The following is a 26,168-nucleotide window of genomic DNA, read 5'->3' on the forward strand; positions in this document are numbered from 1 at the left end:
TCATGAGCGAAGGATTCTCCCGGCGCAGGTTTCTGGGTAACGGCCTGGCGGTCTGTGGTGGCCTGATATCAGGCAGCAGCCTGCTCAGCGGTTGCGACAGTGGAGCAGCCGTCAGTGGCGCAACGGCATTGTCCAGTACACCGGTGCACGGCGGTCGTTTGCGGGTCGGCATTATCGATGGCGACCAGTCAGGCAACCTTGACGCGCATAAACCGGTGGGCGGCGGGATCATTCGCGGCTGGGCTCTGTACAGCAAGTTCTGGGAATGGAACACCGACGTCAGCACGCGCCTGGCCCTGGCCGAGTTCGCCGAGCCCAACGCCGATGCCAGCGCCTGGACCATTCGCATCAAGCCGGGGCTGGAGTTTCATCACGGCAAGAGCATCGGCGCCGACGACATGCTGTTCTCGATCCTGCGCCTGACCGATCCGAAACTGGCATCGCCGTTTGCCGGCCTGGTGGGTGCGATCGATCGCAATGCCCTGCGCAAACTCGATGAGCGCACCATTGAAATCCGTTTCAAGCAGGGGCAGAGCTTTTTCCCGCTGGATGAAACCCTGATCAGTTTCGGTGGCATCGTTCCCACCGACTACGACCCGATCAGCAATCCGGTGGGCGCCGGGCCTTACAAACTCAAAAGCTTCATTCCCGGTCAGCGCTCGCTCTACGAGCGTTTTGCCAATTACTACAAGCCTGGCCAGCCCTATGCCGATGAGCTGGAAATCATCGAATTCAAGGATCAGGTGTCCCGTGCCGCCGCGTTGCGTGCCGGGCAGATCGACGTCGCCAGCGGCGTGCAGGCTGAGCACAGCGCGTTGCTCAAGGCCGATTCCCGGCTCAATTTCTACGCGTCGCCCAGCACCTCGTTTACCGGCTTCAACCTGAATCTGGCCAAGGCACCCTTTCAGGATCAGCGAGTGCGCCAGGCTTTTCGTCTGCTGGCTGATCGGCGTGAACTGGTCGATCGCGGCCTCAACGGTTTCGGACGGATCGCCAATGACCTGTATTCGCCCCATGACCCGACGTACAACCACGGCATCGTCCAGCGTCCGTACGACCTGGATCAGGCGCGTTCGCTGTTGCGCCAGGCCGGGCAAAACGATCTGCGCGTGGAGCTGACCACTACGCCGGGGCCGGGCGTCAATGCGGCGCTGGTGTTTGCCCAGCAGGCGAAGAAGGCCGGCGTCGAGATCAAGGTCACCCAGGTCGATGGCTCGGTGTTCAACGGTGCGCAACGGGAAAACTGGTTGTTGTCCCCGGGCTCCACTCCGGCCCGGGGTTTCCTTGCCTCGGCGCTGCACAACGACGCGCCCCAGGCCATTTACAACCGTAGCAATTTCCACGACGAGCGTTTCACCTCGTTGTACCAACAGGCGTTGGCACAGCCGGATCTGCAACAGCGCAAGGTGCTCGTGCATGAAGCCCAGGCTATTCAACACGAGCGGGGCGGGCTGCTGATCTGGGGTTTCAATGACGTGCTGGATGCCGCCTCTGTTCGAGTCGCAGGGCTGGCGCCTGAACAAACGACCTTTGCTTCATGGCGTTTCGATGAAATGTGGGTGAACCATGCCTGAATCTTCCTGCAAGCATCCGCGCACGCCAGCCTGGCTGTCCTGGTTCATCGGCCGCCTGGGTTATGGCCTGCTGACCGCTTGGGTCATCAGCCTGGTGGTGTTCATTGCCACGCAGGCACTGCCCTCGGACCCGGCGCGGGTGATCCTCGGTCCCGATGCGCCGCTGGAAAGCATCCTCACCTTGCAGCGCCAGTTGGGCCTGGACCGGCCGATCATCGAGCAATACCTGCGCTGGCTGGGAAATGCCCTGAGTGGCGAGCTGGGGGTATCGCTGGACTCCAATGTGCCGGTCGGCAACATCCTGTTCGGCCGCTTCGGCTACACATTAGCGCTGCTGGCCGGGGTGATTGCCGTGGTTGTGCCAGCGGCGTTGTTGCTCGGCGTGTCATTGGCCTTGCGCCGTGACAGTCGCCTGGATCGCTGGAGCCTGTCGCTGCTGATTTTCCTCAAGGCCACCCCGGGTTTTCTCCTGGCCATCGGTCTGGTGCTGCTGTTTTCCATGCCGCACATGGACGTGTTGCCGGCGGTGTCCATTCTCGATCCGGACAAATCGCTGCTGCGCCAATTGCAGTTCCTGGTGTTGCCGGTGCTGGCCCTGAGTCTGTCGACGTTGCCGTACCTGACGCGCATGGTGCGGGCGTCGATGATCGAGGCGCTGGAGTCCGACTATGTCGTCGCCGCCAGGCTGCGGGGTATTCCCGAGTGGCGAATCGTCTGGCGTCACACCTTGCCCAATGCATTGATCCCGGCGATCCAGGGCGTGGCCCTGACCTTGCGCACCTTGATCGGCGGGGCGCTGCTGGCCGAGGTGATCTTCAGCTATCCGGGCATCGGCACTTCGCTTAACTCGGCGATCCAGATGCGCGACTTGCCGATGGTCCAGGCCATCGTGCTGGTGATCACCCTGGGCGTGGTGTTGATCAACCTGTTCGCGGATCTGCTGACGGTGCTGCTGACGCCAAAACTGCGCACCGCCCGCCGGGTGACCATGATCCGGCGTAACCGTCGGGGCATCCAGCCCTGGTGGCGTCGCTCCCCATCCAAGGCACCTTGAGAGGTGAGGCATGACTGATTCGCGACCTGTGCGCTGGCCGCTGTGGCTGGCGCAACCGCAAACCCGCAAGGGCGCGTTGATTACACTGGCGGTGGTAGTGCTCGCACTGCTTGGCCCTTTTTTAGCTCCCCACAGCCCAACGGAAATGCTCGGTTCGGTGTACGGCGCCCCCGTGGGCAAAGCGTTGCTGGGCTATGACTTTCTCGGCCATGACGTGTTGTCGCGCTTGCTCAGTGGCGGCGTGTCGGTGCTGTGGATGTCAGTGGCGGCAGCGTCGATCGCGTTGCTGGCGGGTAGCACCCTGGGCCTGTTGGCGGGATTTTCCCGGCGACGCCTGGATCAACTGATCACCTGGCTGGCGGACGTGTCGCTGGCCTTTCCCGACCTGATCCTGGTGCTGTTGATTGTCTCCATGCTGGGGCGTGCGCCTTGTCTGATCGTATTGACCGTGTCCATCGCCTTTACCCCGGGCGTGATTCGTCTGGCCCGGGGCAGCGCGGTGGCGGTGGCGGGGCAGGAGTTCGTCGAGGCCGCGCAGATGATGGGCTATTCAAGGCGGCGGATTCTGTTCAGGGAAATCCTGCCGAACATCCTTACACCGCTGCTGGTGCACTTCGGCAACATGCTGACCTGGGGCGTGGGCATGCTTTCGGGGTTGAGTTTCCTCGGTTACGGCGTCGCGCCACCGACGGCTGATTGGGGGCTGATGATCAACGAGAACCAGGCGGGTTTGCTGGTGCAACCTTGGGCGGTATTGGCCCCGGCGATCCTGATCGGCATCTTCGCCTATGGCACCAATATCCTGGCCGAAGGCATCGGTCGCAGCAGTTCAAGGATCGGAGAGAAACAGCCATGAACGCTATTGCCGGGATCGAATCCCGTCCTCCTCTAGTGACTACGCAGGTGTTGCAGGTTCGCGATTTGCGCGTCGAGTTGCCGGGGCAGATCGACGTACTGTCCGGCGTCACCTTCAATCTTGAGCGCGGAGAAATTATTGGATTGGTCGGGGAGTCCGGGTCCGGCAAGACCACCCTGGCTACCGCCTTGCTGGCCCATGCCCGAAGGGGCGCACGGATCGTCGGCGGGCAGGTCGAAGTGTCCGGTCAATCGCTGCTGACGCTTGCGGGCGAGGATCTGCGTCGGGCTCGGGGCAGCCTGATCGGCTACGTGGCCCAGGACCCGGCAACCGCGCTGAATCCGGCGCTGCGTATCGGCAGTCTGCTGCGTGAAACCCTGGGCGTTCATCAGGTTGAACTCGATCGCGCCGCGCAACAGCAGCGCATCGTCGAGACCTTGCGCGACGTCGGCCTGCCCGATGATGCGCAGTTCCTGCGACGCTTTCCCCATCAACTGTCCGGCGGGCAGCAACAGCGGGTGATGCTGGCGCTGGCCTTCGTACTGCGTCCGGCATTGATCGTCCTCGACGAGCCGACCACTGCGCTGGACGTCACCACCCAGGCTCACATCCTGGCGACGTTGCGCCGGTTGTGTAAAAGCCTGGGCGTGGCGGCGGTGTATGTGTCCCATGACCTGGCGGTGATCAAGGACCTGGTGGACCGAGTGATGGTGATGTATGCCGGGCGTATCGTCGAGGTTGCACAGCGCGACGTGCTGTTCCATCAACCGGCTCATCCCTATACCCGGGGCTTGCTGGCGGCGATTCCCGATGTGTCGCAACGCCGGGACTTGCTGGCGATTGCCGGACATGCACCGGCACCGGGACAGCGGCCGCAAGGATGTGCCTTCGCACCGCGGTGCTCCCGTCGCGTTGCGGCGTGTTCGGTACTCGAGCCGTCATTGCAGGAACTGTCGTTACGGCAGCGGGTGGCCTGCCTGGCCCCGCATCTTCAAGCCCTGCAACGGGTTGCCCCAGCCTCTGTACCGCCAATCGCCGAGGCGGTGGAGTGCCCGCCGCTGTTGGAGGTCAAGGACCTGAACCTGGCCTACGACCGGCAGGTGCTGTTCGATGTGTCGCTGCGGGTGGCTACCGGCGAGTGCCTGGCGCTGGTGGGCGAGTCCGGGTCGGGCAAGACCAGCCTGGCCCGTGCCGTTGCCGGGCTGGGAGAAAACGCCGAGGGCGAGCTGCGTTACGCGGGCGAGTCGTTGAGCCTGTCGGCGCGGCAGCGCAGTGGGTCGCTGCGGCATCAGATCCAGTACATCTTCCAGAATCCATACCGGGCGCTGAATCCGCGGCAAACGGTTTTCCAGACGCTGAGTGCGCCTTTGGAGCATTTCTTCGGTATCAAGGGCGCGTCTGCTCGGCAAAAAGTGCATGCCGTGCTCAAGCGGGTTTCGTTGCCGTCCTCGGTGGCGGACCAGTATCCCCACAGCCTGTCCGGTGGTGAACGCCAGCGCGTGGCGATTGCACGGGCGTTGGTCTGTGAGCCAAAGCTGCTGATCTGCGACGAAATCACCTCGGCACTGGACGTTTCGGTACAGGCATCGATCCTGGCGCTGTTGCGTCAATTGCAGCGGGAAGGGCTGACGCTACTGTTCGTCACCCACGACCTGGGCGTTGTCCGTGCCATTGCCGATCGGGTGTTGGTGTTGAAATTGGGAAGGGTGGTGGAGCAGGGGCGGGTCGATCAGGTCCTGGACCAACTGCAGGCGGCCTATACCCGCACCCTGCTGGAAAACTCCCCGACATTGCGGTGACATGGATTTGCGCGGCCATGTTGAATTTGTGACATGACACGTATCTGTAGGAGCCGGCTTGCCGGCGAAGCGATGGTGGCCGTTATGCCGCCTTCGCTGCGATGCGGCGACCCGACAAGCCAGCTCCTACAGGTTTGCGGCGGTATGTTGATTTTGTGACGTGACACGCATCTGTAGGAGCCGGCTTGCCGGCGAAGCGATGGTGGCCGTTGTGCCGCCTTCGCTGGCAAGCCAGCTCCTACAGGATTTGCGGAGTAAGTTGGATTTGTGGCATGCACGCATCTGTAGGAGCCGGCTTGCTGGCGAAGCGATGGTGGCCGTTATGCCGCCTTCGCTGGCAAGCCAGCTCCTACAGGATTTGCGGGGGTACGTTGGGTTTGTGGCGTGACACATCTCTGTAGGAGCCGGCTTGCTGGCGAAGCGATGGTGGCCGTTATGCCGCCATCGCTGCGATGCGGCGGCCCGACAAGCCAGCTCCTACAGGATTTGCGGGGTAAGTTGGATTTGTGGCATGCACGCGTTCTGTAGGAGCCGGCTTGCCGGCGATGGCGTTGGTGAATATTGCGCTGTGCTTATGCCACCCGCGCCTTCCGACGTCGCACTTCTTCGCGCACCGCCGGGATGATCCAGCGTCCGTAGTCCACGGTGTCATAGAGCGGGTCATAACCCCGGTTAAGGAAAGTGGTCACGCCCAGGTCGACATAATCGAGCAAGGCCTGGGCCACCGTTTCCGGGGTGCCGACCAGGGCGGTGGTGTCGCCGTAGGCCCCGACGGCGGTGGCGGTGGGCATCCAGAGTGCACGGTCATGACGATCACCCAGGGCTGCGGCGGCAAGCAAACGTTCGGAACCGGTGCCCTTGATACGTTTTTGCCACGGGCTGCCGGCCGCGAATTGCGGATTGGCCTTGATCTGTTCGAGGATCTGTTGCGCCCTTTGCCACGCCAGTTCCTCGGTAGCACCCAGAATCAAGCGTACGGACAGGCTGACTCGCGGCGCCTCGACACCCGCCGCGCTGGCAGCCGCCCGCAGTTTGCCGATCTGCTCGGCTACACCACTCAAGGGTTCACCCCACAAGGCATACAGGTCCGCATGCTTTACCGCGATCTGATAGGCGATGGCCGAAGACCCGCCGAAGGAAATCGGAATGTGCGGCTGCTGCAACGGCTTGACCGGTGAGAAAGCGCCCTTGATGTTGAAATACTCCCCCTCGAAGTCGAACGGTTCTTCAGCCGTCCAGGTGCGCCGGACGATCTCCAGGTATTCGTCAGTACGTTTGTAGCGTTCGGTCTTGTCCAGCAGGAAGTCGCCCTCCTGGGGTTCGGCGGTGATGCCGGTGATGGCATGCAGGCGAATCCGGCCGCCGCCGGTGGTGTGATCCAGTGTTGCGAAAGCCCGCGCGGCAACGGTCGGGGCAGTGAGGGCGGGACGGTGGGCGATCATGAAACCCAGGCGCTCGGTATGAGCGGCGGCATAGGCCGCGATCTGCAGACTGTCTGCGCTGCCCGGGCCGCTGGCGATCAGCACCCGGTCGAAGCCGGCCTGTTCATGGGCACGGGCGTGGTGGCGGATAAACCCCAGATCGAAATCCGGGCTGCGCACGCCCCGGGTCTCGGACCACTGGCGAGGGAAAATCATGCCGACAAATTCAATGGACATTGGAACACTCCTGAGGGCGGAAGGCGGGCTGGCCGCGGGCTTAGAACTGGTAATCCACCTGGGCCAGCAAGGTGCGGCCAGGCATGGGTTGCAAAAACGTATTGGTGGAACCGGCCAGGCCGCTGACGAAGTTCAGCTCGTTGGTCAGGTTGAGCACGCGCAGGGTGGTGCTCCACTGCGGCTGGCGGTAATACACGGCAAGGTCGAGGTTGTATTCGTCGGGGATCTTCACGGTCTTGCTCAGGTTCAGGTACCAGCTGCTGGTCCACCAGCCGGAAAGCTCCGCGCCAAAACCTGAGTCGAAGCGATAGTCGACATACCCGCTGGCGGTGTACTCGGGAATCTGCACCGCGTCGAAGCGCCCGGACGGCCGCTGGTTGAGGCTGTTGTTGTCGCCGAACACCGTGCCGTTGTCGGGTATGAACCCCGCCGAGGCAAAACCGGCCTGGGAGGCAAATTCGTTGTAGGCGGTGAGTTTGGAAAGGTTCAGTGCCGTGCGCAGGTGATCATCGGGCTGGTAGCGAATGGTCGACTCCACGCCCTTGATCACCAGTCGGGCAATGTTGTTGTTGCTGTCGGGTGACTGATCCCGTTCCTGCTTGAACGCTGCCAGGGTCATGAACAGTTCGTTGGGCACGGCTTCGACTTTCAACCCCACTTCGTGCAGCACGCTGAGGCTTTCGAACGCCAGCGGGTTGAGCAGGTTGGCGCCGGCACCACTGCCCCAGCCCAGGCCGTTGGAGAAGAACCCGGTGTTGACCGCCAACGAGCGATCGAAGGTGTAGTACAGCGTGCTGTTTTCGGTCGGCTTTACGTATGGGCTGACCTGAAAGGCGAACAGTCGGTAGTTGTCACTGTCCTTGCGCGGGTTGCCGCCAGCGAGCACGAACGGGTTTTCGATTTCGGCATCGATCCAGCTGCGGCTGGCGCCGATGTTCAGGCCGACGCGCTCACCCAATCGCAGGTTGTGCTGGGTGAACAACGTCCGCGTGGACCAGGTACTTTCAGCGGTGTAAGGCGCGACGGATTCGGCGTACAGCCCGTGACCGGCCGGGTACATCGGGGGCAGATTCAGCCAACCATAGAAGTTGGAGAATTGCGACACGCCGGGCTGGCCAATCCAGCCGGCATTGCCACCGGCGGGATTGGAACCGGTCAGCCCCAGCAGATCCCCCGGATTTTTGCCCGAAGGGTCCTGCGTCAGGTCATAGGCGTTGATGGTCGAGCCGAAACTGTTGTTGGCGGCGATCGACTGGTTGAACTCGCGGCGGTAGATCAGCCCGGTATTGCTGTCATCACGCAGGGTCAAGTCGCCCAACTGCACTTCGTTGCGCGAGCGGAACTCGAAGCGGTTATCGAAAATATTGTCCTTGGACTGCACCTGGAAAGAACCGACGGCGTCGGTCATGTCCCGTGAGCGTTGGTAAAACGTGTTGTTGGCCAGGGTGATGGTGGGGGTCAGATCGGCTTCTACCCGCAGTTGCGTGGTGAAGCGCCGGGAGGTGTTTTCATCCTCGTCGCGCTGGCCGGTTTGGGACGACAGCGAGGTCAGGCCGTTGCCCGCCAGCGACGGGTCGTAAACCCAGCCTCGCAGGCTGCCGGGGTTGCTTTGGGTGTTTGGGGAAGCTGACTGAAAACTGCCATCGACCACGCTGTATTGGCCCTGGGCGTTACGTTGGCGTTGGACCCAGCCCAGGGTCGGCGCATCAGCCGCACCGGAAGCGAGTACCGGCGACCACAGGGTGTTGCCGTTCTGGATGATCGGCGTGGCCCGTCCGGCGTAATACTTGCCGTGGTCGACCAACGCCTGGTTGGCGCGGTTCCAGCCGTGGGTGATGTTGTAGTCGTAGTAGTCGTCGTAACTGGCATTCCAGTCGACGCGCACGTTGTCATTGCGCCAGGCGAGGGCGCCGTAGAAGGCGTCGAAGTTGTTGTCGACGTTGTCGTAGTAATCCTCCTGGCGCTGCTTGGTAATGCTGATCCGGTAGGCGAGATTGTCACTCAGCGGGCCGGTGTTATCGACGCTGAATTTGCTCGAGTCACGGGATTCGCCGTCGGGTACCCAGGTGCCCAACTCACCGCTGAGCCGGGTCTTGAACTCGCTGAAATTGGGTTTCTTGCTCAGGTAATTGACGTAGCCGCCACTGCCGGACACCGAGCCATAGGTGACGGATGACGGACCGGCGACGATGTCGGCGCCTTCATAGGCGTTGAAGTTGGCCGGGTGGCGCACACCGTACGCGCGCTGGCCGTCCTGGAAGACTTCAGAGCCCTGGGCGCGAAATTGCGGCGCGATCCCGGCGTTCTGGCCGCCACCACGGGTGATGCCCGGCGCGTATTTGACCAGGTCGTCGGCGCTGCGGATCGGGTCGTTGGCCAGTTGCTCGGCATTGACCTGAGTGATCGAGCGCGGGGTGTCGAGCACCTTGGTTTCGATTCCGCCGTAGATCGAAGACTCCGGCCGGGTGGGCAGGGCGTCATCGTCGGAATCGCTGGCGCTGGCCTGGACAGTGACGGTTTGCAGTTGGGTGTCGGCGGCGAAGGTTGGTAGCGAAAATGTCGACACCACCGCCATAGCCAGGGCGGAGCGTTTTACAGGCAAACGAAAGGCGATAGAGGGCATGACGAATGAGCCTCGCAACAAAAAAAATGGGTATGGCGATGTCCCTGACACCCGGCAAAACCCCGTGGGAGCTGGCCTGCCGGCGATGACGTCGTAACGTTCACCGCCACCATCGCCGGAACGCCGCCCGCAGCAGGGCGGCTCCCACAGGTCGCGGTGTGTCAGGCCGTGTCTTTCAACCAGAGCTTTTCAAAGCGCCAGGTGCTGAACAGCGACTCCTCGGCCGCCGCGCCGCCTACGCGGTTGGCCACGCTATCGAGCAGATCGGCGTAACCCCAGATCAACAGGCCGCCGCGCTCGTACTGGATTTGCTGCACCTGATGCACCAGGGCCCTGCGTTTTTCCAGGTCGGGTTGGGCCATGGCCGCCAGGAACAGCTCACTGAACTGCGGGTCGTGGAAGTGGGTCTTGTTCGACACGGCAAATGGCGCGTCGGTATGGATCGCACTGGCCAGGAACGGTGCGCCGATGCTGCCGCCGGTACTCAAGGTCCAGTCGTTGCGCTGCGGGCCCTGGAAAGTGGCCAGGTCGACCTGCTTGACCTTGAGGGTCACGCCAATGCGCTTGGCCTGTTCCGCCAGCACCAGCGCTGACGTCAGTCCCGGACCGGGTGTCGTCACCAGTTCCAGTTCAAGGTTTTCATGCCCGGCTTCCTTGAGCAGTTGCGCCGCCCGTTGCGGGTCGTGGGCACGCGGTCCAAGGCCATGGTTGAACGTCGGATCGCTCGGCGCATACAGGTCGTTGGCGACCCGGCCCTGACCATTGAGCGCCCGGCGCACCAGTTCCTCCCGATCAGCCAACAGACGAAACGCCTCGCGTACCCGTGGATCGTTGAACGGTGGTTTGTCGAGGTTCATGTCGAACGACAGCCAGTTGCCGGTCACCGATTTGAGCACCCTCAGCCGAGGATCGCGCTGCAGCACTTCCAGCTGTTCGGTGGGCATCACGTTGGCCATGTCGATCTGTCCGGAACGCAGGGCGGCCAGGCGCGAGACCTGATCCTTGAAGTCGATGATCTCCAGCTCGTCGGCGTAGGGTTTGCCGTCCTTGTAGTAGTTCTCGAACCGCGTGAACAACGAACGCTGGCCGGGGGTGAAGCTTTTCAGTTTGTAGGGGCCGGCGCCCACCGGGTTGTTGACCGGGTGATAGTCCACCGGCACGATGCCGCCAAAATTGACCCAGGTTTCCGCCAAAGGCATGTAGCTGCGGCCTTCGCGAAAGTTCAGGCGTACGGTGCGCGAATCGAGCTTGACCAGGTTGTCGCGGTCCACCCAGTGCAGCAGCGCGGCATAGGGCGATGCCAGTTGCGGGTCGGTCAGGCGGCGGATGGAGAAGATCAGGTCATCGGCGTCGATGGTCTTGCCATGGTGAAATTCCAGGTCTGGACGCAGGCGAAGCGTCCAGCTGCTGGCATCGGCATTCGGCTCGGCGAATTCGGCCAGGGCCAGGCGCGGTTGCATCTGCTCGTCCCATTCCCACAACTTGCTGTAGAGAGCAAAGCCGCGAACGATGCCGCTGCCGATGGGTTTGTGGGCGTCGAGGTTGCCGCTCTGGTTACCGTCGAGAATGCCCAGGCGCAGACGTCCGCCATACCGCGGTTGATCGTCGCCAATGGCGCTGGCGATCGGCTTTTCGCTACTCGGGCCGCAACCGGCGAGCAGGCCGCCACCGAGCAGCAAGCCACCGCCCAGCAGCGCACTGTGGCCGAGAAAATCCCGGCGGCTGAATGATGAGTGATCGTCGCTCATGGCATCAGGCTCCGGCCGGGCCGTTGGCGGAGCGCAACTCCAGCGGCGCTTCTGACGGTCGACTCAATTGCACGCGTTCACTGCGAAAGTGCGGCAGGATGTGCTCGCCCAGGCGATAGGCTTCCTCCAGATGGGGGTAGCCGGCGAGGAAGAACAGATCGATGCCGATGGCGTTGTACTCGCGAATCCGCGCCACGACATTTTCGTAGCTGCCCACCAGCGCGCAGCCTGGTGGAATGCCGATGTAGCCGAAACCGGTCCAGACGTTGGGGTGGATGAAAAAGTCGTCGAAGCCTTGGGTCTCGGCTTTTTGCGCGAATTCATTTTCGTAGCTGAGTTTGCGCGCGGTGCGCAGCCCGGCATGGGCAGCCACAGCCTTGACCGCGCCCCTGGCGATGCCTTCATCGAAGAAGCGCTTGGCCTCGGTGCGGGCCAGTTCCTCGGTCTCGCGGGTAATGACATCGATCGACAAACCAAAACGAATGTCGGTGCGCCCATACTTCAACGCACGCGCGCGTATATCGGCAATCAGCGCGGCAATTTCGTCCGGGTGCTCAGCGCGCATCAGGTAGAAGTCGGCGTGCCTGGCCGCGAACTCCCGGGCCGGGATCGATGAGCCCGCCGTGCAGATCAGTGGCAGCTCGGCCTTTTTCAACGGCCCGCGCAAACCACCGCCTTCGGCTTTGTAGAACTTGCCCTCGTAGTGGAAATTTTCGTTGTGCCAATAACCCTTGACCACGTCCATGAACTCGATGGCCCGTTCATAGCGCTCATCGTGATCGCTGAAGTCGCCGACCTGGCGCTGAATCGCGTCCGAGCCGCCGTTGATGATGTTCCAGACCAACCGGTTGCCGGTGGCGCGCTGATAAGTCGCGGCTTGCTGCACCGCCACCCACGGCGTGTAGTGATAGGGCTGGAACGCCGTGACGAATTTCAGCGTTCGGGTTTCCCGTGCCAGCAACGAGCAGACCGTCCACGGCTCTTCGCCGGAGGGGGCGTTGACCATCAGCGCGCCACCAAAGCCGTTGATTTCCGCGGCTTTGGCGATCTGTCCCAGGTAATCGATGTAAGTGAAGTGGTCACCGACGCTGAAGGCCGAGACAGCACCGGTGCTCGGGCCGCCACGGTGCCAGTCGCCACGGTTGCGCGGGTCGCCGGGGAGGAACTGGGTTTCGCCATGCAGGGGCAGGCGGGTGAAGAATTCAATGCTCATGTCGAGGGCTCCGTCTCACTGCACGCTGGGATTGCAGATCGGGGTGATCGGCTGGTCGTTGATGACCTTGTGGGCGAACGGCACCGAGTCCTTGAGGGAGGCGTTGACGGTTTCGCTGTGGCCCAACCCTTTGTAGAGATGGCCCTCAACCACCGAGCCGGTCTTGCAGGCGTCCTGCATCAGCGCGACCTGGGTCGAGGCGGCCGGGGTCTTGTCTTCGGCACCGGTGCCGATGAATATCGGTTGGGCCAGTTTCAATGTCGGGTAGGACACCTGCTTCTGCCACGCCGCGAGCTGGTCGCCCTGGTAGTCTTTTTTTGCATTGGCCGGTGTCAGGCCGACGCCCACCACATCGCTGACCAGCGCCGCCAGGCAACTGGTGCGGGCCTGCTCGAACAGTGGCAAGGCCTTGTCGGTGTAGAAGTCCTTGGGGTTGATACTCGGGTCATACTGCTGGGCTGCCAGCAAGGTGTAGAAGCCGTAGGCGAGTGACGCGTCGACCTTGTTGACGTCCTGTTCACCGACGTTTTTCGCACCCACGGTGTAGATCACGCCGGTGCCGATGCTGCCTTTGACGCCGAGGTCGGGCGCATAAGTCGGCGCGTAGGCGGCGGAGGCGAACGCGCCCGCGCCTCCTTGGGACTGCCCGACGATCAGCACTTTGTTGGCCAGCCCCGGAACTCCGGCGACCACGGCTTTGGCCGCATCGAGGATGCCGTAGGCCGCCATGCGATTGTTCAGCAACGGATGGCCACCGGGAACGCCAAGGCCCTGATAGTCGGTGGCGACAATGGCATAACCTTCGTCCAGCCAGCGGCTGAGGTATTGCACGTCACGATAGGAGCGACCTTGCCAGGACGGCGCGCAAACATCCGCTACACCGACGGTGCCATGGCCCCAACTGGCCACCGGCCAACCACCGGCCGGCGCCTTGCCCTTGGGCAGGAACAGCGTGCCCGAGACCACGATCGGGGTCTTGTTGTCGATGCCGTCGGTGGAGCTGTAGAGAATCCGCTGGGCGCTGGCGGCGTTGGGCAGGCTAAGGGTCTTGTCCAACGGCTCGCTGCGCAGCAGTTTGCCCGGTGTGGTCGGGATCACGTCTTGCCAGGTGTAGAACGCCGAGACTCGGCCGTCGCCTTGCAGCGGATCGGGTTTGGGTGCATGCACGCCGGCGGCCATGGCGTTCAAGGACAGCGCCAGGACGCTCAGCCCGAAGACGAATTTTTGCGGCAGTTTCATCTGGATTTCCCTATTCATGGAGGGTGCTGACCTGGCCACGCAGGGCCGGCCAGTAGTCGGTGAGCTTCAGATCGATCAGCGCCTGGTTGGTGAAACCGGTGGCCAGCGATGGGGTGATGTCGTAGTTGTCGCGGATAAGGTGATTAGCCAGGGCGTAGGCTGTCAGCGCCTGGTAGTGGGCCTTGAGTTGCTGGTCGCTTTTGGGCGCCCAACGATCTTTCCAGGCCACGGGATCGTTCTGGTCGTCGCGGCGCAACACGCTTTCAGCGGTGCCGGCGCGGGAGGAGAGTTGGTAGTACGCGTCCTGATTCTGCTCCTGGGAGATCCACCAGGCAGCCTTGACCCAGGCAGTGGCCAGCAATTGAGTCAGGTCCGGGTGTTGCTGGACAAAAAGGTCGGTGCCCCACAGGTCGGAGACCAGGCGCCAGTCGTTGGCGCCTTGTTTGGTCGACCAGATGATCTTGCCTACGCCTTTGTCTTCCAGGGCATAGGCTTCGCTGAGCAGCACCGCCGCGTCGACTTTACCGGCGGACACGGCTGCCGCGCCGACCTGCGGGTTGAGGTTGGCGATCTTGAAATCATCGAGCTTGAGGCTTTTGCTTGCGAGGAAGTTACTGAAGGCAAATTCCCAGGGGCGACCGCGGTGCAGGGCCACGCGCTTGCCCTTGAGGTCTTCGATGCTCTTGGCCTCGGAGCCTGCCGGTACCACCAGGTAGATGTTGTTACCGCTACCACCGGGCACGATCAGCTTGCCCGGCACACCACCCGCACCGGCGATGACGGAAGGCAGGTCGCCGCGCACGGCAAAGTCGATGCTGTTGTTGCTGAAGCCTTCGTTGATCTGCGGACCGGCGCCGGCGTGGGGCAGGGCGATCCACTCCAGCTTGATGTCGCGCTGGCTCAGTTGTTGTTCAAGCCAGCCGTCCTCGATCACTCGCCCGGCGATCCCGCCAAATACCGGTTTGCCACCTTGGGTGTAGGCGACAATGGCGATCTTCACCGCGGTCGGAGCCTGTTCGGCCAGTGCGATGGCACTGAGCAGTAAGCCGGTCAATGCGACCAGGCCGTTGCGCCAGAAACTTTTCATTGAAATCTCCCTGTGTGGCTATTTGGCAAACACGCCCAGGGAGAGAGCAGATTGCATGCCACTGCGCGCAAAAACGTCTGCAGGCCTTGCGCGGCGGGGCTTTCGAGGAAGTGAGCGAGCGTGGTAAGCCAGGCTGGGTGCTGATCTGTCAGCAGGGTGATGCTTGCCCATTGCTGCTCCAGCAACAGGGCAGGAACAGTTCAATGGCTTATTCGTATTGGGAATATATAAATACTAATTAATAATTTTTTAGTCTATATATCTTCGTGCACTATTGAGCACGCGCTTTTACTGCCAGGAATGCACCATGTCGCTGATCACACATCCAAACGCCCGCGAATTGACCAAATCGGTGCGGGCCACCGTTCTGGTGTTCAAGGACCCGCGCTCACAGGAGTTGCTCAGTAGAATCGAGCGCCTGGCGCCCAGCGAAGCCAATACGTTGATCATCGGCGAAACCGGTACCGGCAAGGAGCTGGTCGCCCGCCACATCCACCACTTGAGCCGCCGCGGGCGTGAGCCCTTTGTGGCGGTCAATTGCGGTGCGTTTGCCGAAACCCTGGTGGAAAGCGAGTTGTTCGGCCATGAGAAAGGCGCATTCACGGGTGCCACGACCACCAAGGCCGGTTGGTTCGAGGCGGCCAATGGCGGCACGCTGTTTCTCGATGAAATCGGCGATCTGCCACTGAACATGCAGGTCAAGCTGCTGCGGGTATTGCAGGAGCGAGAGGTGGTGCGCCTGGGTTCGCGTACGCCGATTCCGATCAACGTACGACTGGTCGCCGCGACCAACGTCAACCTTGCCGATGCAGTCGTTGCCGGGCATTTTCGCGAGGACCTGTTCTACCGTCTGCACGTCGCCACGATTCGCCTGCCGCCCTTGCGCGAACGGCCGGGCGACATCCTGCCACTGGCCGAGTTTTTCCTTGAGGAGCACTGCCAGCGCCTGGGTTACAACCGCGCCTCATTGAGTGTCGAGGCGGAGCGAAAACTGCTGGAACACAGTTGGCCGGGCAACATCCGCGAACTGGAAAACTCCATTCACCACGCCTTGCTGGTGTGCCGTAACCAGCGAGTCGCACCGGGGGACTTGCACCTGGTGGACATGCGCTCCTCAGGCATCCGCCATGAACAGGAGCAAACGGTTCAAACGAGTCATGCCATTGCCGGCCCGGTGGACCTGGAAACGGCGCTCAACGCGCTGTTCGAGCAGAACATTCCAGACCTCTACGAGCACATCGAGGAGACCATCTTTCGTGCGGCCTACCGTTTCTGCCATGGCAACCAATTGCAGACCGGACGACTGCTGAACATCAGCCGCAATATCGTGAGGGCTCGACTGGAAAAGATCGGAGAACTGAACAAGCCACTGTCGGTGGAGGAGTAATGTCGCAGCGACTCGCCGCTGCCCCCTGGGGGAGCGGGCTTGCCCGCGAAAGCGGTGTGTCAGTCGACATTGATGTTGAATGTGCCGTCCCCTTCGCGAGCAAGCCCGCTCCCACACTCGATCTCCAGTGAGCACAAAGACTGTGTTCGCCGAGGATCAAATGTGGGAGCGGGCTTGCTCGCGAAAGCGGTGTGTCAGTCGACATCGATGTTGAATGTGCCGGCCCCTTCGCGAGCAAGCCCGCTCCCACACTCGATCTCCAGTGAGCACAAAGACTGTGTTCGACGAGGATCAAATGTGGGAGCGGGCTTGCCCGCGATGGCGGAGTGTCAGTCGCCAGGGATGTTGGAAGTAATGGCCTCATCGCCAGCAGGCTGGCTCCCACAGGGGATCTTCAGTGAACACGGGATTTGTGTGTGGCAAAGATCAAAGTGTGGGAGTGAGCCTGCTCGCGATGGCGGAGTGTCAGTCGCCAGGGATGTTGGATTTGATGGCCTCTTCGCGAGCAAGCCCGCTCCCACAGGGGGATCTTCAGTGAACACGGGATTTGTGTGTGGCAAAGATCAAAGTGTGGGAGTGAGCCTGCTCGCGATGGCGGAGTGTCAGTCGCCAGGGATGTTGGATTTGATGGCCTCTTCGCGAGCAAGCTGGCTCCCACAGGGGGTCTTCAGTGAACACGGGATTTGTGTGTGGCAAAGATCAAAGTGTGGGAGCGGGCTTGCTCGCGAAGACGGTAGATCAGGCAACACCTATCTCAGATCCGAAAACTCCCCACCAACTGATTCAACCTCGCCGCCTGCTGCTCCAGCTCCGTACAAGCCCGCAACGTCGCCTGCAGGTTCTCCACCCCTTGCTGGTTCAGCGTGTTGATCCGGGTGATGTCGACGTTCAAGGCCTCGACCACGGCGGTCTGTTCTTCGGTGGCGGCGGCGACGGACTGGTTGACGTTGTCGATCTCGCCGATGCGTTGGGTCACGCTGCTCAAGCGGGTGCCGGCGAGGTTGGCGATGGTGACGCTTTCTTCGCTGTGCTGCTGGCTTTCGGTCATGGTGGTGACCGAGTCGCGGGCGCCGATTTGCAGCTCCTCGATCATTTGCTGGATCTCCAGTGCCGAGGTTTGGGTGCGGCCAGCGAGGCTGCGCACTTCGTCGGCAACCACGGCAAAGCCGCGGCCGGCTTCACCGGCACGTGCCGCTTCGATGGCGGCGTTGAGTGCCAGCAGGTTGGTCTGCTGGGAGATGCCCTTGATCACTTCGAGGATCTGCCCGATGTTCACGGTCTTGTCGTTGAGCACTTCGATGTTGCTGCACGACGCGCTGATCTTGCCGGACAGTTCGTTCATCACTTCTATCGTGCGCTGCACCACCTGGCGACCGTCTTCGGCTTGTTGTCGGGCGGAAGAAGCCTGCTGCGAGGCATCGGAGGCGTTATGCGCGATCTCCTGGGCAGCAGCGCCCAACTGGTTGATGGCGGCGGCGACGCTGTTGGTGCGGCTCGATTGATCGTCGAAATTGCTCAGGGACGAATTGGTGGCGTCCAGCACGCGGCGGGCACCTTCGTTGACGCCATGGGCCGCCGACGACACTTCGCGGATCGACTGGTGAATGCGCTCGACAAAACGGTTGAACGCCGTGGCCAACTGGCCGATTTCATCCCGCGATTGCACTTGCAGGCGCCGGGTCAGGTCGCCTTCGCCGAGGGAGATATCTTCCATGACCCGGGTCAGCACTTTTAGCGGCCGGGTGATGCGCTGTGCCGTGTAGCCCATCAGCAGCAGGCCGAGCAGGGCCGAGCCGCCACCGAGCAGCAGTTCCAGCGCAGTGCTTTGCATGCTTTTGGCATCGAGTTGTTTTTGCAGGGTGGTGACCGGTGCCAGCAATACGTCTTGTGGTACACCCACCAGCACACCCCAGGGCGCGGCACCGGCAATCGGCGGCAGCGGTTCGAGGACCTTGATCTGCTGCGGGTCGACAAACACCTTCGGCCGACCCTGGCGCAAGGCGTCCATCACCTGGGCGTTGTCCATCGGTTGGCCGAGGCGACTGATGTCCTGGCTGTTGGCGGAGATCACGCCACGGGGACTGACGATACTGATCTGGCCATGGCCGTCGAACAGCTGCAGCGCGCTGGCTTCGCTGTTCTTTTGCAACGCGGCGAGGTTGATGTCGAGGCCGACCACGGCGATGACTTTGCCGTTCTCCAGCAGCGGGAAGGCGACGCTGGTCACCAGCTTGCGACTGCCCGATGCCTCGTCGAAGTAGGGCTCCAGCACGCAGGCCTGGCGGGTGTCGCGGGCGCAGGTGTAGAAGGCGTTGTAGGGTGCGCCGCTGGGGCCCGGCTCGGTGTTGGCCAGCAGGCCTTCATCGCCGATCACCGCTTGCAGTTCGCCGGGGTTGCCCTGCACCCAGTACTGGGAGAAGCGTCCGGTTTCGTTGCTGCCCAGGTCCGGCTTGTCGGCGAAACCGGCGTCGGCGCCGTCCAGCGCGTCGGGTTCGAAAATGACGTAAAGCCCGAGCAGGTCGGGCTTGTCGATCAGGGCCTGTTGAAGCTGGGTACTCAGCTCGTGGCGCAGTTGTTGGCGGGTCAGGTTGCCCTGTTGCTGGAGTTGCCTCAGATACAACAGGTACCGCGATAATCCCTGGCCGTATTCGTGGGTCTGCATGAAGGTGCGTTGCACTTGCATGGCCTGCACTTTGCCCAGGGCCTGCATGTGTTCCTTGGCGGCATCGGCGAGCATGTCGCTGCTGGCCCGGGCCACTTGCTGGCTGCTTTGGTGCGTCTGGTAGAGCGACAGGCCCATCAGCAAGCCCACCACCAACACCAGGCAGAGGCCGGCGAGCAGGGTGATCTTGCTCTGTATCGTGAGAAATCTTTTGTGCATTGGAAACACCTTTTTCCCTGGAATGCATTGGCGCTGCCATCACGAACCTGTAGGAGCTGCCGCAGGCTGCGATCTTTTGACTTTCAAGATCAAAAGATCGCAGCCTGCGGCAGCTCCTACAGGGGCTCGAGATCAGAAAGTAGTGGCGAATATCAGCTGGCTGTAGAGGTTCTTGTCGTTGTTGCCCAACTGCGTGCCGCCCTGGTCGGCGCTCTTGTCCGGCTGGAACAGGCCCACCAGCGGCATCACCGTGAGGTGGTCGTTGAGGTGCCATTCGGCGTACAGGTCGACTTCGTGGCCATCGGTGTTGCCCAGGTCGCGGTCGATGGTGTCGAAGTTGAAGTACATCGCGCCGACGGTCAGGTTCTCCAGCGGCGAGACGGTGAACTTGAGTTGCTGGATGCGCGAGTTGCTGTTGAACGGGCCGGCGTAGTTGCCCGCCACTTCACCCTGGAACCAGGTGCCGAAGCCGCGGCTGAAGCCGTAGAACAGTGTGTCGTAGCCTTCCGAGAAACGGCTGTAGCGGTAGCCGGCATAGGGCGTCCAGGGTGCTTCGGAAAAGGTCCAGCCGGCTTCCAGGTACCAGGCGTCCTCGGTGGCCGTGTGGGGTTTGTCCTGCTTGGCGTATTCGCCGGACAGGAACAGGTCCTTGACCCCGGCGTTACCGGTTGCGCGCAGGCTGTAGGTCTTCATGCCGTCGCGCTCGAGTTGCGCGGGGGAGGCGTACTGCTCGTCGATGTCCGTGGTGTCGATGTAGGTCAGGCCGACAGTACCGGCCTCGGACACGTGTTCCAGGGTGCCGACGTACATTTCGGTCATGGCCTGGGCGCGATTGTTGGACTTGAGCCACATCAGGTCACTGCGCCAGCCTTCCTTGCCGCCGATACGCAGCACTGCGGTTTCATCGAACGCCTTGCGCGCGGCCAGCCAGTAGGCGCCACCGCGATTGAACTCGCCGTCGGCCAGGCCTTTGCCCAGGTTCAGCGCATCGCCGTTGATCAGGAAACCGTCGCCGACCATGATGTTCTGGCGGCCGAACGACAGGTCGATGCCGTCAGCGCCCAGTACAGGGAACAGGTCGCTCGAGCGCCAGCCGAGGTAGGCGTCTTCGAACTTGCTGGTGCGTTCCGAGCCGTCGGTGAAGCCGGCGGCATCACCGTCGCCCCAGGTGCCGGAGCTGAGCATGTTCGCCGCGCCGTAAGCCGTGCCGACCCCCGCCAGGCCTTGGTCGAAGCTCAGGCCGTACTTGATGTAGCCCTCGCGCCACGACGACGAACCTTCGTCGAGTCGACCCGACAGGGCGTAGTTTTCCTGGCTGTGGAAAACGCCGAAAACCGCTTCCAGGGTGGCGTTCAGGTGACTGTCGTCAGTGGCGTAGAGTTCGTAGGCGCTCGCTTGGCCAGCACTGATCATCAGCGCCAGGGTCGAGAGGCGAAGCAAGGGGGACTTGAGCATGGTGTGGCATCCGTTCTTGTTCTTGAGCGCAGGTTTGCGTCCCGCCAGATACTAATGCCGGGATTTTTTGCGCCTTGTTGCCACGGTGCCAAAGAGTTGGTTGTGCTTGCCAGATTGCAGGGCGGGGTGACAGTGCACAGGTCCGTGCACTGCTCGGGAAGGGGCGTTTTTCGATCTAACGAATTCGTCTCAGGTTCCTGGCCTTCAACTTGCGGAGCATGCCCATGACATCCCGCAGCACAGGAGTCCTGTCGAAGAGGGACAGTGCATGCAGGTCGGTGCGTGAGGGTCTTTGATAGCCAAGATTCCAGGTGAAGTAGTAGGCCTGCACGTCTTTGTTCGAATGAATGAGCGTATTGAGGGCCGCGTCATAGTGCATCGGACCGCCGTCCGGATGCCCCGGCGGGCGCTCGAGGATCTGCAGCAGAAAGTCCCTCAGCCTGACAATGCATTTGCCGTTTACCGCATAGAAATGCGACAGGTGTATGGGTTGGTCGACCGCTTTCCAGGAGGGCGAGCTGGAGTCGCCTTCAAACGGATGGCCGAAGTAGGCGATGTCCCACTCCATGCCTTGCAGGGACTCGATGGCCTGTTTGCCATACTCGCCAATGCGCCTGGAAAACTGAATGTCATCCTCCAGGATCAGGATGTTGCTTACGTTCAGGCGGATCGCCTCTTCCAGAATGCCCAAGTGACTCATGAAGCAGCCCCGGGCGCCGATGCTCGGGAAGCCATCGTCCTCACTGGGCGTCACCGCCTGGAAAAAGCTGACTTTTTCATGATCGAAGGGAAAACCGTTGCGCGCGAATTCTTCCACCGTTTCTACACGGCGATCCTTTCTCGACGAAATATTGATGATTCTGGCTCGATCAAAATAGTCGGTCACATTCATCCAGCAATTCCTCAGCGCAGGTGATCAGGGCGGCTGGGTTGCAGTATAGGCAGAACTTTGAATGTCGCTTTGCCATCACCCGTCGTGCCCATGCAGCAGTTTGGCAGAACCGCCAACACAACTGGCACGCAGGGCAAAACCTGCGAATCGCGCAGCACCGACAATCCCTCTCAACCTGCCGAAGCCCCGTCGCCTCGGCACTTTCTGTGTTGACGTTCGCCGGCTGGCGAACGCGTGGATTTTCAAGGTCGTTTCCCATGTTCGCCACCCTGCGTTTGCCCCTCGTTGGTTTGTTGACCTTCACCCTGGCCCAGGCCGCCCTGGCGGCCGATTGCGCACCGGTCAAGAGTCGTGGCGCCGAACTGTTCGCCAATGAATGCGGGGTCTGCCATGCGGTGAGCAAAGGCACGACTGGCATGATGGGGCCGAACCTGGCGGGTGTGATCGGGCGCAAGTCCGGCTCGGTGGAAGGCTTCAACTACTCGCAGGCCATGCGCAACAAGAACATCGACTGGCAAGCCGAGAACATCGCGCAACTCATCACCCAACCCCAGGCCTATGTGCCTGGCACCTACATGCCTTACATGGGCATGGCTTCGGCAGATGATCGCCAGGCGGTCGTGTGCTTCCTCAAAGAACAACAGAACTGAAGGTGATTCATGAGCAACGTTGAAATCCTGCCGCAGGTTGCTGCATTCCTCGATCGCCAGCACGGCTGCTTCATCGATGGCCAGTGGGTGTTTGCCGAAGGCCCGAGCATTGCCGTGGTCAACCCGGCCACCGGGCAAACCCTGTGCGAAACCCTCGACGCGCCCCTGGAAATCGTCGAGCGCGCCGTGCAGTCGTCGCACCAGGCCTTCAAGTCCGGCGTGTGGTCGGGCCTGCGTCCGGCGGACCGTGAGCGCATCCTGCTGAACTTCACCCGCCTGGTCGAGGAGCATGCCGAAGAGCTCGCGCAACTGGAAACCCTGAGCCAGGGCAAGTCGATCAACATGGCCCGCGCGCTGGACCTGAACGCCACGGTGGAGTTCATGCGCTACATGTCCGGCTGGGCGACGAAGATCGAAGGGCAGACCTTCGATGTGTCGATCCCGCTGCCGCCGGGCGCCAAATTCACCGCGTTCACCAAGCGTGAGCCGGTGGGCGTCGTGGTCGGCATCGTGCCGTGGAACTTCCCGCTGCTGATCGCCGCCTGGAAACTGATGCCGGCGCTGGCCACCGGTTGCACGGTGATCATCAAGCCGGCGATGGAAACCCCGTTGACCGCCATGCGCCTGGCCGAACTGGCCCTGGAAGCGGGCATTCCGGCGGGCGTGTTCAACGTGGTGACCGGCGGCGGGGCCTCGGTCGGCGGCGTACTGACCGCGCACCCGCTGGTGAGCAAGGTGTCGTTCACCGGCTCGACCGCCGTGGGCAAGAGCGTCGGTGTGGCGTGCATGGAAAACATGACGCGCTTCTCCCTGGAGCTGGGCGGCAAGAACCCGATGATCGTGCTCGCCGATGCCGACATCGAAAAAGCCGTGCAGGGCGCGATCCTCGGCGGCCTGCTGAACAATGGCCAGGTGTGCGCAGCGGCCTCGCGCTTCTACGTGCATCGTTCGATCCACGACCAGTTTGTCGAAGCACTCGCGGCGGCGGTCTCGGCGATGCCGATTGGCGCAGGCATGAACGGCGAAGCGGCGATCAACCCGTTGGTGTCGCGCAAGCAGCAGCAAAGCGTGCTCAAGCACATCGAGCTGGCCCGCCAGGAAGGTGCGCGGGTGGTGGCGGGCGGCGAGTTGCTGGAAGGCGAGGGCTTCTTCGTCCAGCCGACCATTCTCGCCGACATCGACCACAGCATGGCCGTGGCGCGCGAAGAGGTATTCGGTCCGGTGCTGGGGGTGATGCCGTTCGACGATGAAGACGCGGTCATCGCGCTGGCCAACGACAACCGTTACGGGCTGGCCGCCAGCCTGTGGACCAACGACCTGGGCAAGGCCATGAACCTGGTGCCGCGCATCGAAGCCGGTACGGTGTGGGTCAACGCCCACGTGCTGCTCGACCCGGCGATGCCGTTCGGTGGCGTCAAGCAATCGGGCATGGGACGCGAGTTCGGTCGTGCGGTGATCGAGGCCTACACCGAGCTTAAATCGGTGTGTATCGCCCACTGATGAACCTGTAGGAGCTGTGTAGGAGCTGACGAGTGAAACGAGGCTGCGATCTTTTGATTGTAAAAAAGCAAGATCAAAAGATCGCAGCCTGCGGCAGCTCCTACATAAGCCGCGTTACGCCGTTGGCGGTTTCGCCAGTTCTATCCCGGCGGCGCCCAGCCGCTTGAGAATCTCGAACAGCAGCTCGCTCTTGATCGAAACCACCATGCGTGGGCTGCTGACATAACCGGTGACGGTCAGGGTAATGCCTTCAGGCTTGAGCTGGCTGAAGCGCACCACCGGTGCCGGCTTCTCCAGGATGGTCTCGTGCTCGCGGAAGGTGTCCAACAGCAGGTTGCGCACCTGCTCGGGGTCGATGTCCAGCGGGAACATCAGTTCGAGTGACGCCACCCCCTGGGCGCTGCCGCCGAGGGTGACGTTGCGCAGGTTCTGCGAGATCAATTGCGAGTTCGGCACGATCACGATCGAGCGGTCGGCCAGCTGTATTTCGGTGGCCCGCACGTTGATCCGGCGGATGTCGCCTTCGACCCCGCTGATGCTGATCAGGTCGCCGACCTTCACCGGGCGCTCGGTCAACAGGATGATGCCGGAAACGAAGTTCTTGACGATCTCCTGCAAGCCGAAGCCGATGCCCACCGAGAGGGCGCTGACGATCCAGGCCAGGTTGGTCCACTTGACCCCCAGCGACGACAGCATCAGCAGTAGCACCAGGGCATAGCCGATGTTGGAAAATAGCGTGCTGAGCGAGGCACACATGCCCGGGTCCATTTCGGTTTTCGGCAGGAATTCGTTGTCCAGCCAGCGCCGCAGCGAACGAATCAGGTAGACGCCGATGATCACGGCGAGCAAGGCATGCAACAGGTTGGCCGGGACGATGTTCAGTCTGCGCAGGCCGTCGCCACCGAGGATGGCGAGGATGTTGGTGGCCAGTTGTTCGAGGGTCGACCCGATGCCACCCACCACCAGGGTGATCAGCGCGATCAGCAACAACGAGGCGCGGCCGGCACCGGAGAGGATGATCGAAATCTGTTCCAGCCGCGTATCGCCAATGCCCAATAGCTGTTTCAAGGACTTGCCGGTGGAGGTGCGGGGGGAAAACAGGTGTTCGCAGCCGTCTTTGACCAGCTGGGTCAGCAAATAAAAGCCGGCGAAGATGATGTAGAACCACACCAGTTCGTAAGTGATGAAGCGCGACAGCGATACGTAGCCGGCGAGCAAGGCCAGGAGTGAAATCACGATCGCAATGCTGGCGAACGAATAGATCAGCCCGGCGAAGGTCCGGCCAGCCTCGGGGGCGACCCCCGCCATGACCATGTCCCGGCGGGTTTTGCTGACGCGAAACAGCAGCATCGCGATCATGACCGAGACGATCAGGGCGACCGCGCCCCGGACCGAGATCACCAGCTCCGCGCTCATGCTGGTGGCGTTGGTCATCTGCGCCAGCGATACCAGCAACAGCAGTGTCCAGGCCAGCCGTGCCGGGTAGGGCTCCATCGCCAGGGCGAGCGGATCGGCAAAGTTTGGCAGGCGCCATGAGGGGTGCTGCGTGGACAGCAGTGCGCGACTCAGGCCGAGGATCAGCACGCAGGTATAGACGATCTTTTCGAAGTCCTGGGAAAACCCCGTCAGCTGTGGCGTCAGCGGCAGTTCGCGGGTGAAGGCAAAAAACAGCAGGCGCAAGGCTATCCAGGCCGTCAGCACCGTGGCGATGACCGAGGCCAGGGCCAGGGCGCTACGCCGCAGGCGACCTTCCGGCATGCGATGGATGCACAACCAGGTCAGCCCGCGTTCGGCCAGCCGCCGTCCCACGACCCAAAGCAGCACGGCCATCGCGATCAACAGGCTGGTCAGCAGGCGCGCGCCCGGTTGCCAGGTGGCGTCCAGGGTGTCCTTGATCTGGTGCAGGAAGGCGCTGAATTTTTCCCGGTCATGCTCTGGCGGATTGAGCAGGGGGGCCCAGAACCAGGGGTTGAGTACGCTCCTGGTCCGCTGGGTCATTTCGGTTTCCAGCAGGCTGCGGCGGATGGCGGCAATCTGGGTCAGCAGTTCGGCGGCGCTGGCCTTGAGCGCTACCAGGGTTTTCAGTTTGGCGTCGACCCGGGATTTCTGTTCGGTCAGGGTGATTCTCTGGAGGGCGATATCGGACTTCTCGGGCGCGGCATCCGCCACTGGCGGCGGGCCCAGCACGCCCAATTGCGCCTGCAACTGGTCCTGCTCGGGCAACAGCAGTGCCGAGAGGCGATCGACCTCCTTGACGAGCGCCTGCACCAGATCCTGCGGGCTTTCCAGCTGGCTGTAGTTGATGGCCTGTGACACTTGCTGCTTGTAGCTGCCGAGTTGGCCCTGCAGCGCCTCCAGATCGCTGTCGGAAACGCTGGCGGAAGCGGGTGGCTGGGCGTTTGTGGGGATATCGGGCATGGGCGCCGCCGATAGCCATCCGGCGCTCGGCCCGAACAGTAAAGCGATGAGAATCACGAAGCTCAAGGCATTGCGCATCGGCGTGCTCGACTGGTTATGTGTCACTCCAACCTATGAGGTTAGGTCATGACTCA

Annotated in this window: 17 protein-coding genes and 1 pseudogene; 7 read left to right on the forward strand and 11 right to left on the reverse strand. The window is 62.1% G+C overall.

Features of this window, described 5'->3' with window-relative positions:
• The first annotated feature begins 2 nt into the window (after positions 1 to 2).
• Genes SOP95_RS23510 through SOP95_RS23525 form a run of 4 tightly spaced genes read left to right on the forward strand, consistent with a single transcriptional unit; the run spans position 3 to position 5,283 of the window.
• On the forward strand, positions 3 to 1,574 hold the full coding sequence (locus tag SOP95_RS23510) for an ABC transporter substrate-binding protein (RefSeq protein WP_323608499.1): 1,572 nt from the start codon (positions 3 to 5) through the stop codon (positions 1,572 to 1,574).
• A complete protein-coding gene (locus SOP95_RS23515) occupies positions 1,567 to 2,628 on the forward strand; it encodes an ABC transporter permease (protein ID WP_274076180.1) in 1,062 nt (353 codons plus the stop codon). Before SOP95_RS23510 ends, SOP95_RS23515 begins: the two co-directional genes overlap by 8 nt.
• A 10-nt stretch (positions 2,629 to 2,638) precedes the next feature.
• Entirely contained in the window at positions 2,639 to 3,484 is an 846-nt protein-coding gene (locus SOP95_RS23520; RefSeq protein ID WP_323608500.1) for an ABC transporter permease, read from the forward strand.
• Positions 3,481 to 5,283 carry an ABC transporter ATP-binding protein gene (locus SOP95_RS23525; protein ID WP_323608502.1) on the forward strand — a complete coding sequence of 601 codons (1,803 nt, stop codon included), beginning with the start codon at positions 3,481 to 3,483 and terminating at the stop codon, positions 5,281 to 5,283. The genes SOP95_RS23520 and SOP95_RS23525 overlap by 4 nt, the downstream gene beginning before the upstream one ends.
• 572 nt (positions 5,284 to 5,855) lie before the next feature.
• On the opposite strand, the gene SOP95_RS23530 is transcribed toward SOP95_RS23525, so the two are convergent.
• The 6 genes from SOP95_RS23530 to SOP95_RS23555 form a co-directional block, all read right to left on the reverse strand.
• Positions 5,856 to 6,941, reverse strand: coding sequence for an LLM class flavin-dependent oxidoreductase (locus SOP95_RS23530; RefSeq protein WP_323608503.1), 1,086 nt, complete (start codon positions 6,939 to 6,941; stop codon positions 5,856 to 5,858).
• Positions 6,942 to 6,981: 40 nt separating this feature from the next.
• Entirely contained in the window at positions 6,982 to 9,564 is a 2,583-nt protein-coding gene (locus SOP95_RS23535) for a TonB-dependent receptor plug domain-containing protein (RefSeq protein ID WP_323608504.1), read from the reverse strand.
• Positions 9,565 to 9,725: 161 nt separating this feature from the next.
• Positions 9,726 to 11,312 carry an ABC transporter substrate-binding protein gene (locus SOP95_RS23540; RefSeq protein ID WP_323608505.1) on the reverse strand — a complete coding sequence of 529 codons (1,587 nt, stop codon included), beginning with the start codon at positions 11,310 to 11,312 and terminating at the stop codon, positions 9,726 to 9,728.
• 4 nt (positions 11,313 to 11,316) lie between these two features.
• The gene (locus tag SOP95_RS23545) at positions 11,317 to 12,525 is read right to left on the reverse strand and encodes an LLM class flavin-dependent oxidoreductase (RefSeq protein ID WP_274076186.1); all 1,209 of its coding nucleotides are present in this window, start codon (positions 12,523 to 12,525) and stop codon (positions 11,317 to 11,319) included.
• 15 nt (positions 12,526 to 12,540) lie between these two features.
• Positions 12,541 to 13,764 (reverse strand): lipase family protein, encoded by a 1,224-nt coding sequence (locus SOP95_RS23550; RefSeq protein ID WP_274076187.1) that lies wholly within the window; start codon positions 13,762 to 13,764, stop codon positions 12,541 to 12,543.
• A gap of 10 nt (positions 13,765 to 13,774) precedes the next feature.
• Positions 13,775 to 14,851 (reverse strand): ABC transporter substrate-binding protein, encoded by a 1,077-nt coding sequence (locus tag SOP95_RS23555; RefSeq protein WP_323608506.1) that lies wholly within the window; start codon positions 14,849 to 14,851, stop codon positions 13,775 to 13,777.
• A 307-nt stretch (positions 14,852 to 15,158) separates the two neighbouring features.
• On the opposite strand from SOP95_RS23555, the gene SOP95_RS23560 reads away from it, so the two are divergent.
• Entirely contained in the window at positions 15,159 to 16,238 is a 1,080-nt protein-coding gene (locus SOP95_RS23560) for a sigma-54 interaction domain-containing protein (protein WP_274076189.1), read from the forward strand.
• Positions 16,239 to 16,992: 754 nt separating this feature from the next.
• Here SOP95_RS23560 and SOP95_RS32245 read toward each other — a convergent pair.
• The 4 genes and pseudogenes from SOP95_RS32245 to SOP95_RS23575 all read right to left on the reverse strand — a co-directional run bounded on the left by SOP95_RS32245 (position 16,993) and on the right by SOP95_RS23575 (position 21,466).
• On the reverse strand, positions 16,993 to 17,823 hold the full coding sequence (locus tag SOP95_RS32245; protein WP_442967759.1) for a methyl-accepting chemotaxis protein: 831 nt from the start codon (positions 17,821 to 17,823) through the stop codon (positions 16,993 to 16,995).
• Between the two features lie 24 nt (positions 17,824 to 17,847).
• Positions 17,848 to 19,119 (reverse strand): annotated as a pseudogene (locus SOP95_RS32250) (HAMP domain-containing protein); the annotation flags it as partial.
• Between the two features lie 132 nt (positions 19,120 to 19,251).
• On the reverse strand, positions 19,252 to 20,574 hold the full coding sequence (locus SOP95_RS23570; RefSeq protein ID WP_323608508.1) for a hypothetical protein: 1,323 nt from the start codon (positions 20,572 to 20,574) through the stop codon (positions 19,252 to 19,254).
• A 175-nt stretch (positions 20,575 to 20,749) separates the two neighbouring features.
• Positions 20,750 to 21,466, reverse strand: coding sequence for a glycosyltransferase family 25 protein (locus tag SOP95_RS23575; RefSeq protein WP_274076200.1), 717 nt, complete (start codon positions 21,464 to 21,466; stop codon positions 20,750 to 20,752).
• Positions 21,467 to 21,723: 257 nt separating this feature from the next.
• Here SOP95_RS23575 and SOP95_RS23580 point away from each other — a divergent pair, with 257 nt between their 5' ends.
• Both SOP95_RS23580 and SOP95_RS23585 read left to right on the forward strand, forming a co-directional pair.
• Positions 21,724 to 22,116, forward strand: a complete 393-nt coding sequence (locus tag SOP95_RS23580) for a c-type cytochrome (protein ID WP_274076201.1) — start codon at positions 21,724 to 21,726, stop codon at positions 22,114 to 22,116.
• Between the two features lie 9 nt (positions 22,117 to 22,125).
• On the forward strand, positions 22,126 to 23,616 hold the full coding sequence (locus SOP95_RS23585; RefSeq protein ID WP_323608510.1) for an aldehyde dehydrogenase family protein: 1,491 nt from the start codon (positions 22,126 to 22,128) through the stop codon (positions 23,614 to 23,616).
• 114 nt (positions 23,617 to 23,730) lie between these two features.
• Here SOP95_RS23585 and SOP95_RS23590 read toward each other — a convergent pair whose 3' ends face one another.
• Entirely contained in the window at positions 23,731 to 26,112 is a 2,382-nt protein-coding gene (locus SOP95_RS23590) for a DUF3772 domain-containing protein (RefSeq protein WP_323608511.1), read from the reverse strand.
• Between the last annotated feature and the right edge of the window lie 56 nt (positions 26,113 to 26,168).

It is taken from the genome of Pseudomonas sp. YuFO8 (assembly GCF_035065025.1).
Lineage (GTDB): Bacteria > Pseudomonadota > Gammaproteobacteria > Pseudomonadales > Pseudomonadaceae > Aquipseudomonas > Aquipseudomonas putida_AE.

Bases quoted from the DNA above. Each gene is read 5' to 3' on its own strand.
- SOP95_RS23510 (WP_323608499.1), top strand. From the start codon at position 3: ATGAGCGAAGGATTCTCCCGGCGCAGGTTTCTGGGTAACGGCCTGGCG.
- SOP95_RS23530 (WP_323608503.1), bottom strand. From the start codon at position 6,941: ATGTCCATTGAATTTGTCGGCATGATTTTCCCTCGCCAGTGGTCCGAG.
- SOP95_RS23555 (WP_323608506.1), bottom strand. From the start codon at position 14,851: ATGAAAAGTTTCTGGCGCAACGGCCTGGTCGCATTGACCGGCTTACTG.
- SOP95_RS23590 (WP_323608511.1), bottom strand. From the start codon at position 26,112: ATGCGCAATGCCTTGAGCTTCGTGATTCTCATCGCTTTACTGTTCGGG.
- SOP95_RS23585 (WP_323608510.1), top strand. From the start codon at position 22,126: ATGAGCAACGTTGAAATCCTGCCGCAGGTTGCTGCATTCCTCGATCGC.
- SOP95_RS23580 (WP_274076201.1), top strand. From the start codon at position 21,724: ATGTTCGCCACCCTGCGTTTGCCCCTCGTTGGTTTGTTGACCTTCACC.
- SOP95_RS23575 (WP_274076200.1), bottom strand. From the start codon at position 21,466: ATGAATGTGACCGACTATTTTGATCGAGCCAGAATCATCAATATTTCG.
- SOP95_RS23525 (WP_323608502.1), top strand. From the start codon at position 3,481: ATGAACGCTATTGCCGGGATCGAATCCCGTCCTCCTCTAGTGACTACG.
- SOP95_RS23540 (WP_323608505.1), bottom strand. From the start codon at position 11,312: ATGAGCGACGATCACTCATCATTCAGCCGCCGGGATTTTCTCGGCCAC.
- SOP95_RS23570 (WP_323608508.1), bottom strand. From the start codon at position 20,574: ATGCTCAAGTCCCCCTTGCTTCGCCTCTCGACCCTGGCGCTGATGATC.
- SOP95_RS23535 (WP_323608504.1), bottom strand. From the start codon at position 9,564: ATGCCCTCTATCGCCTTTCGTTTGCCTGTAAAACGCTCCGCCCTGGCT.
- SOP95_RS23520 (WP_323608500.1), top strand. From the start codon at position 2,639: ATGACTGATTCGCGACCTGTGCGCTGGCCGCTGTGGCTGGCGCAACCG.
- SOP95_RS23550 (WP_274076187.1), bottom strand. From the start codon at position 13,764: ATGAAACTGCCGCAAAAATTCGTCTTCGGGCTGAGCGTCCTGGCGCTG.
- SOP95_RS23560 (WP_274076189.1), top strand. From the start codon at position 15,159: ATGTCGCTGATCACACATCCAAACGCCCGCGAATTGACCAAATCGGTG.
- SOP95_RS23515 (WP_274076180.1), top strand. From the start codon at position 1,567: ATGCCTGAATCTTCCTGCAAGCATCCGCGCACGCCAGCCTGGCTGTCC.
- SOP95_RS23545 (WP_274076186.1), bottom strand. From the start codon at position 12,525: ATGAGCATTGAATTCTTCACCCGCCTGCCCCTGCATGGCGAAACCCAG.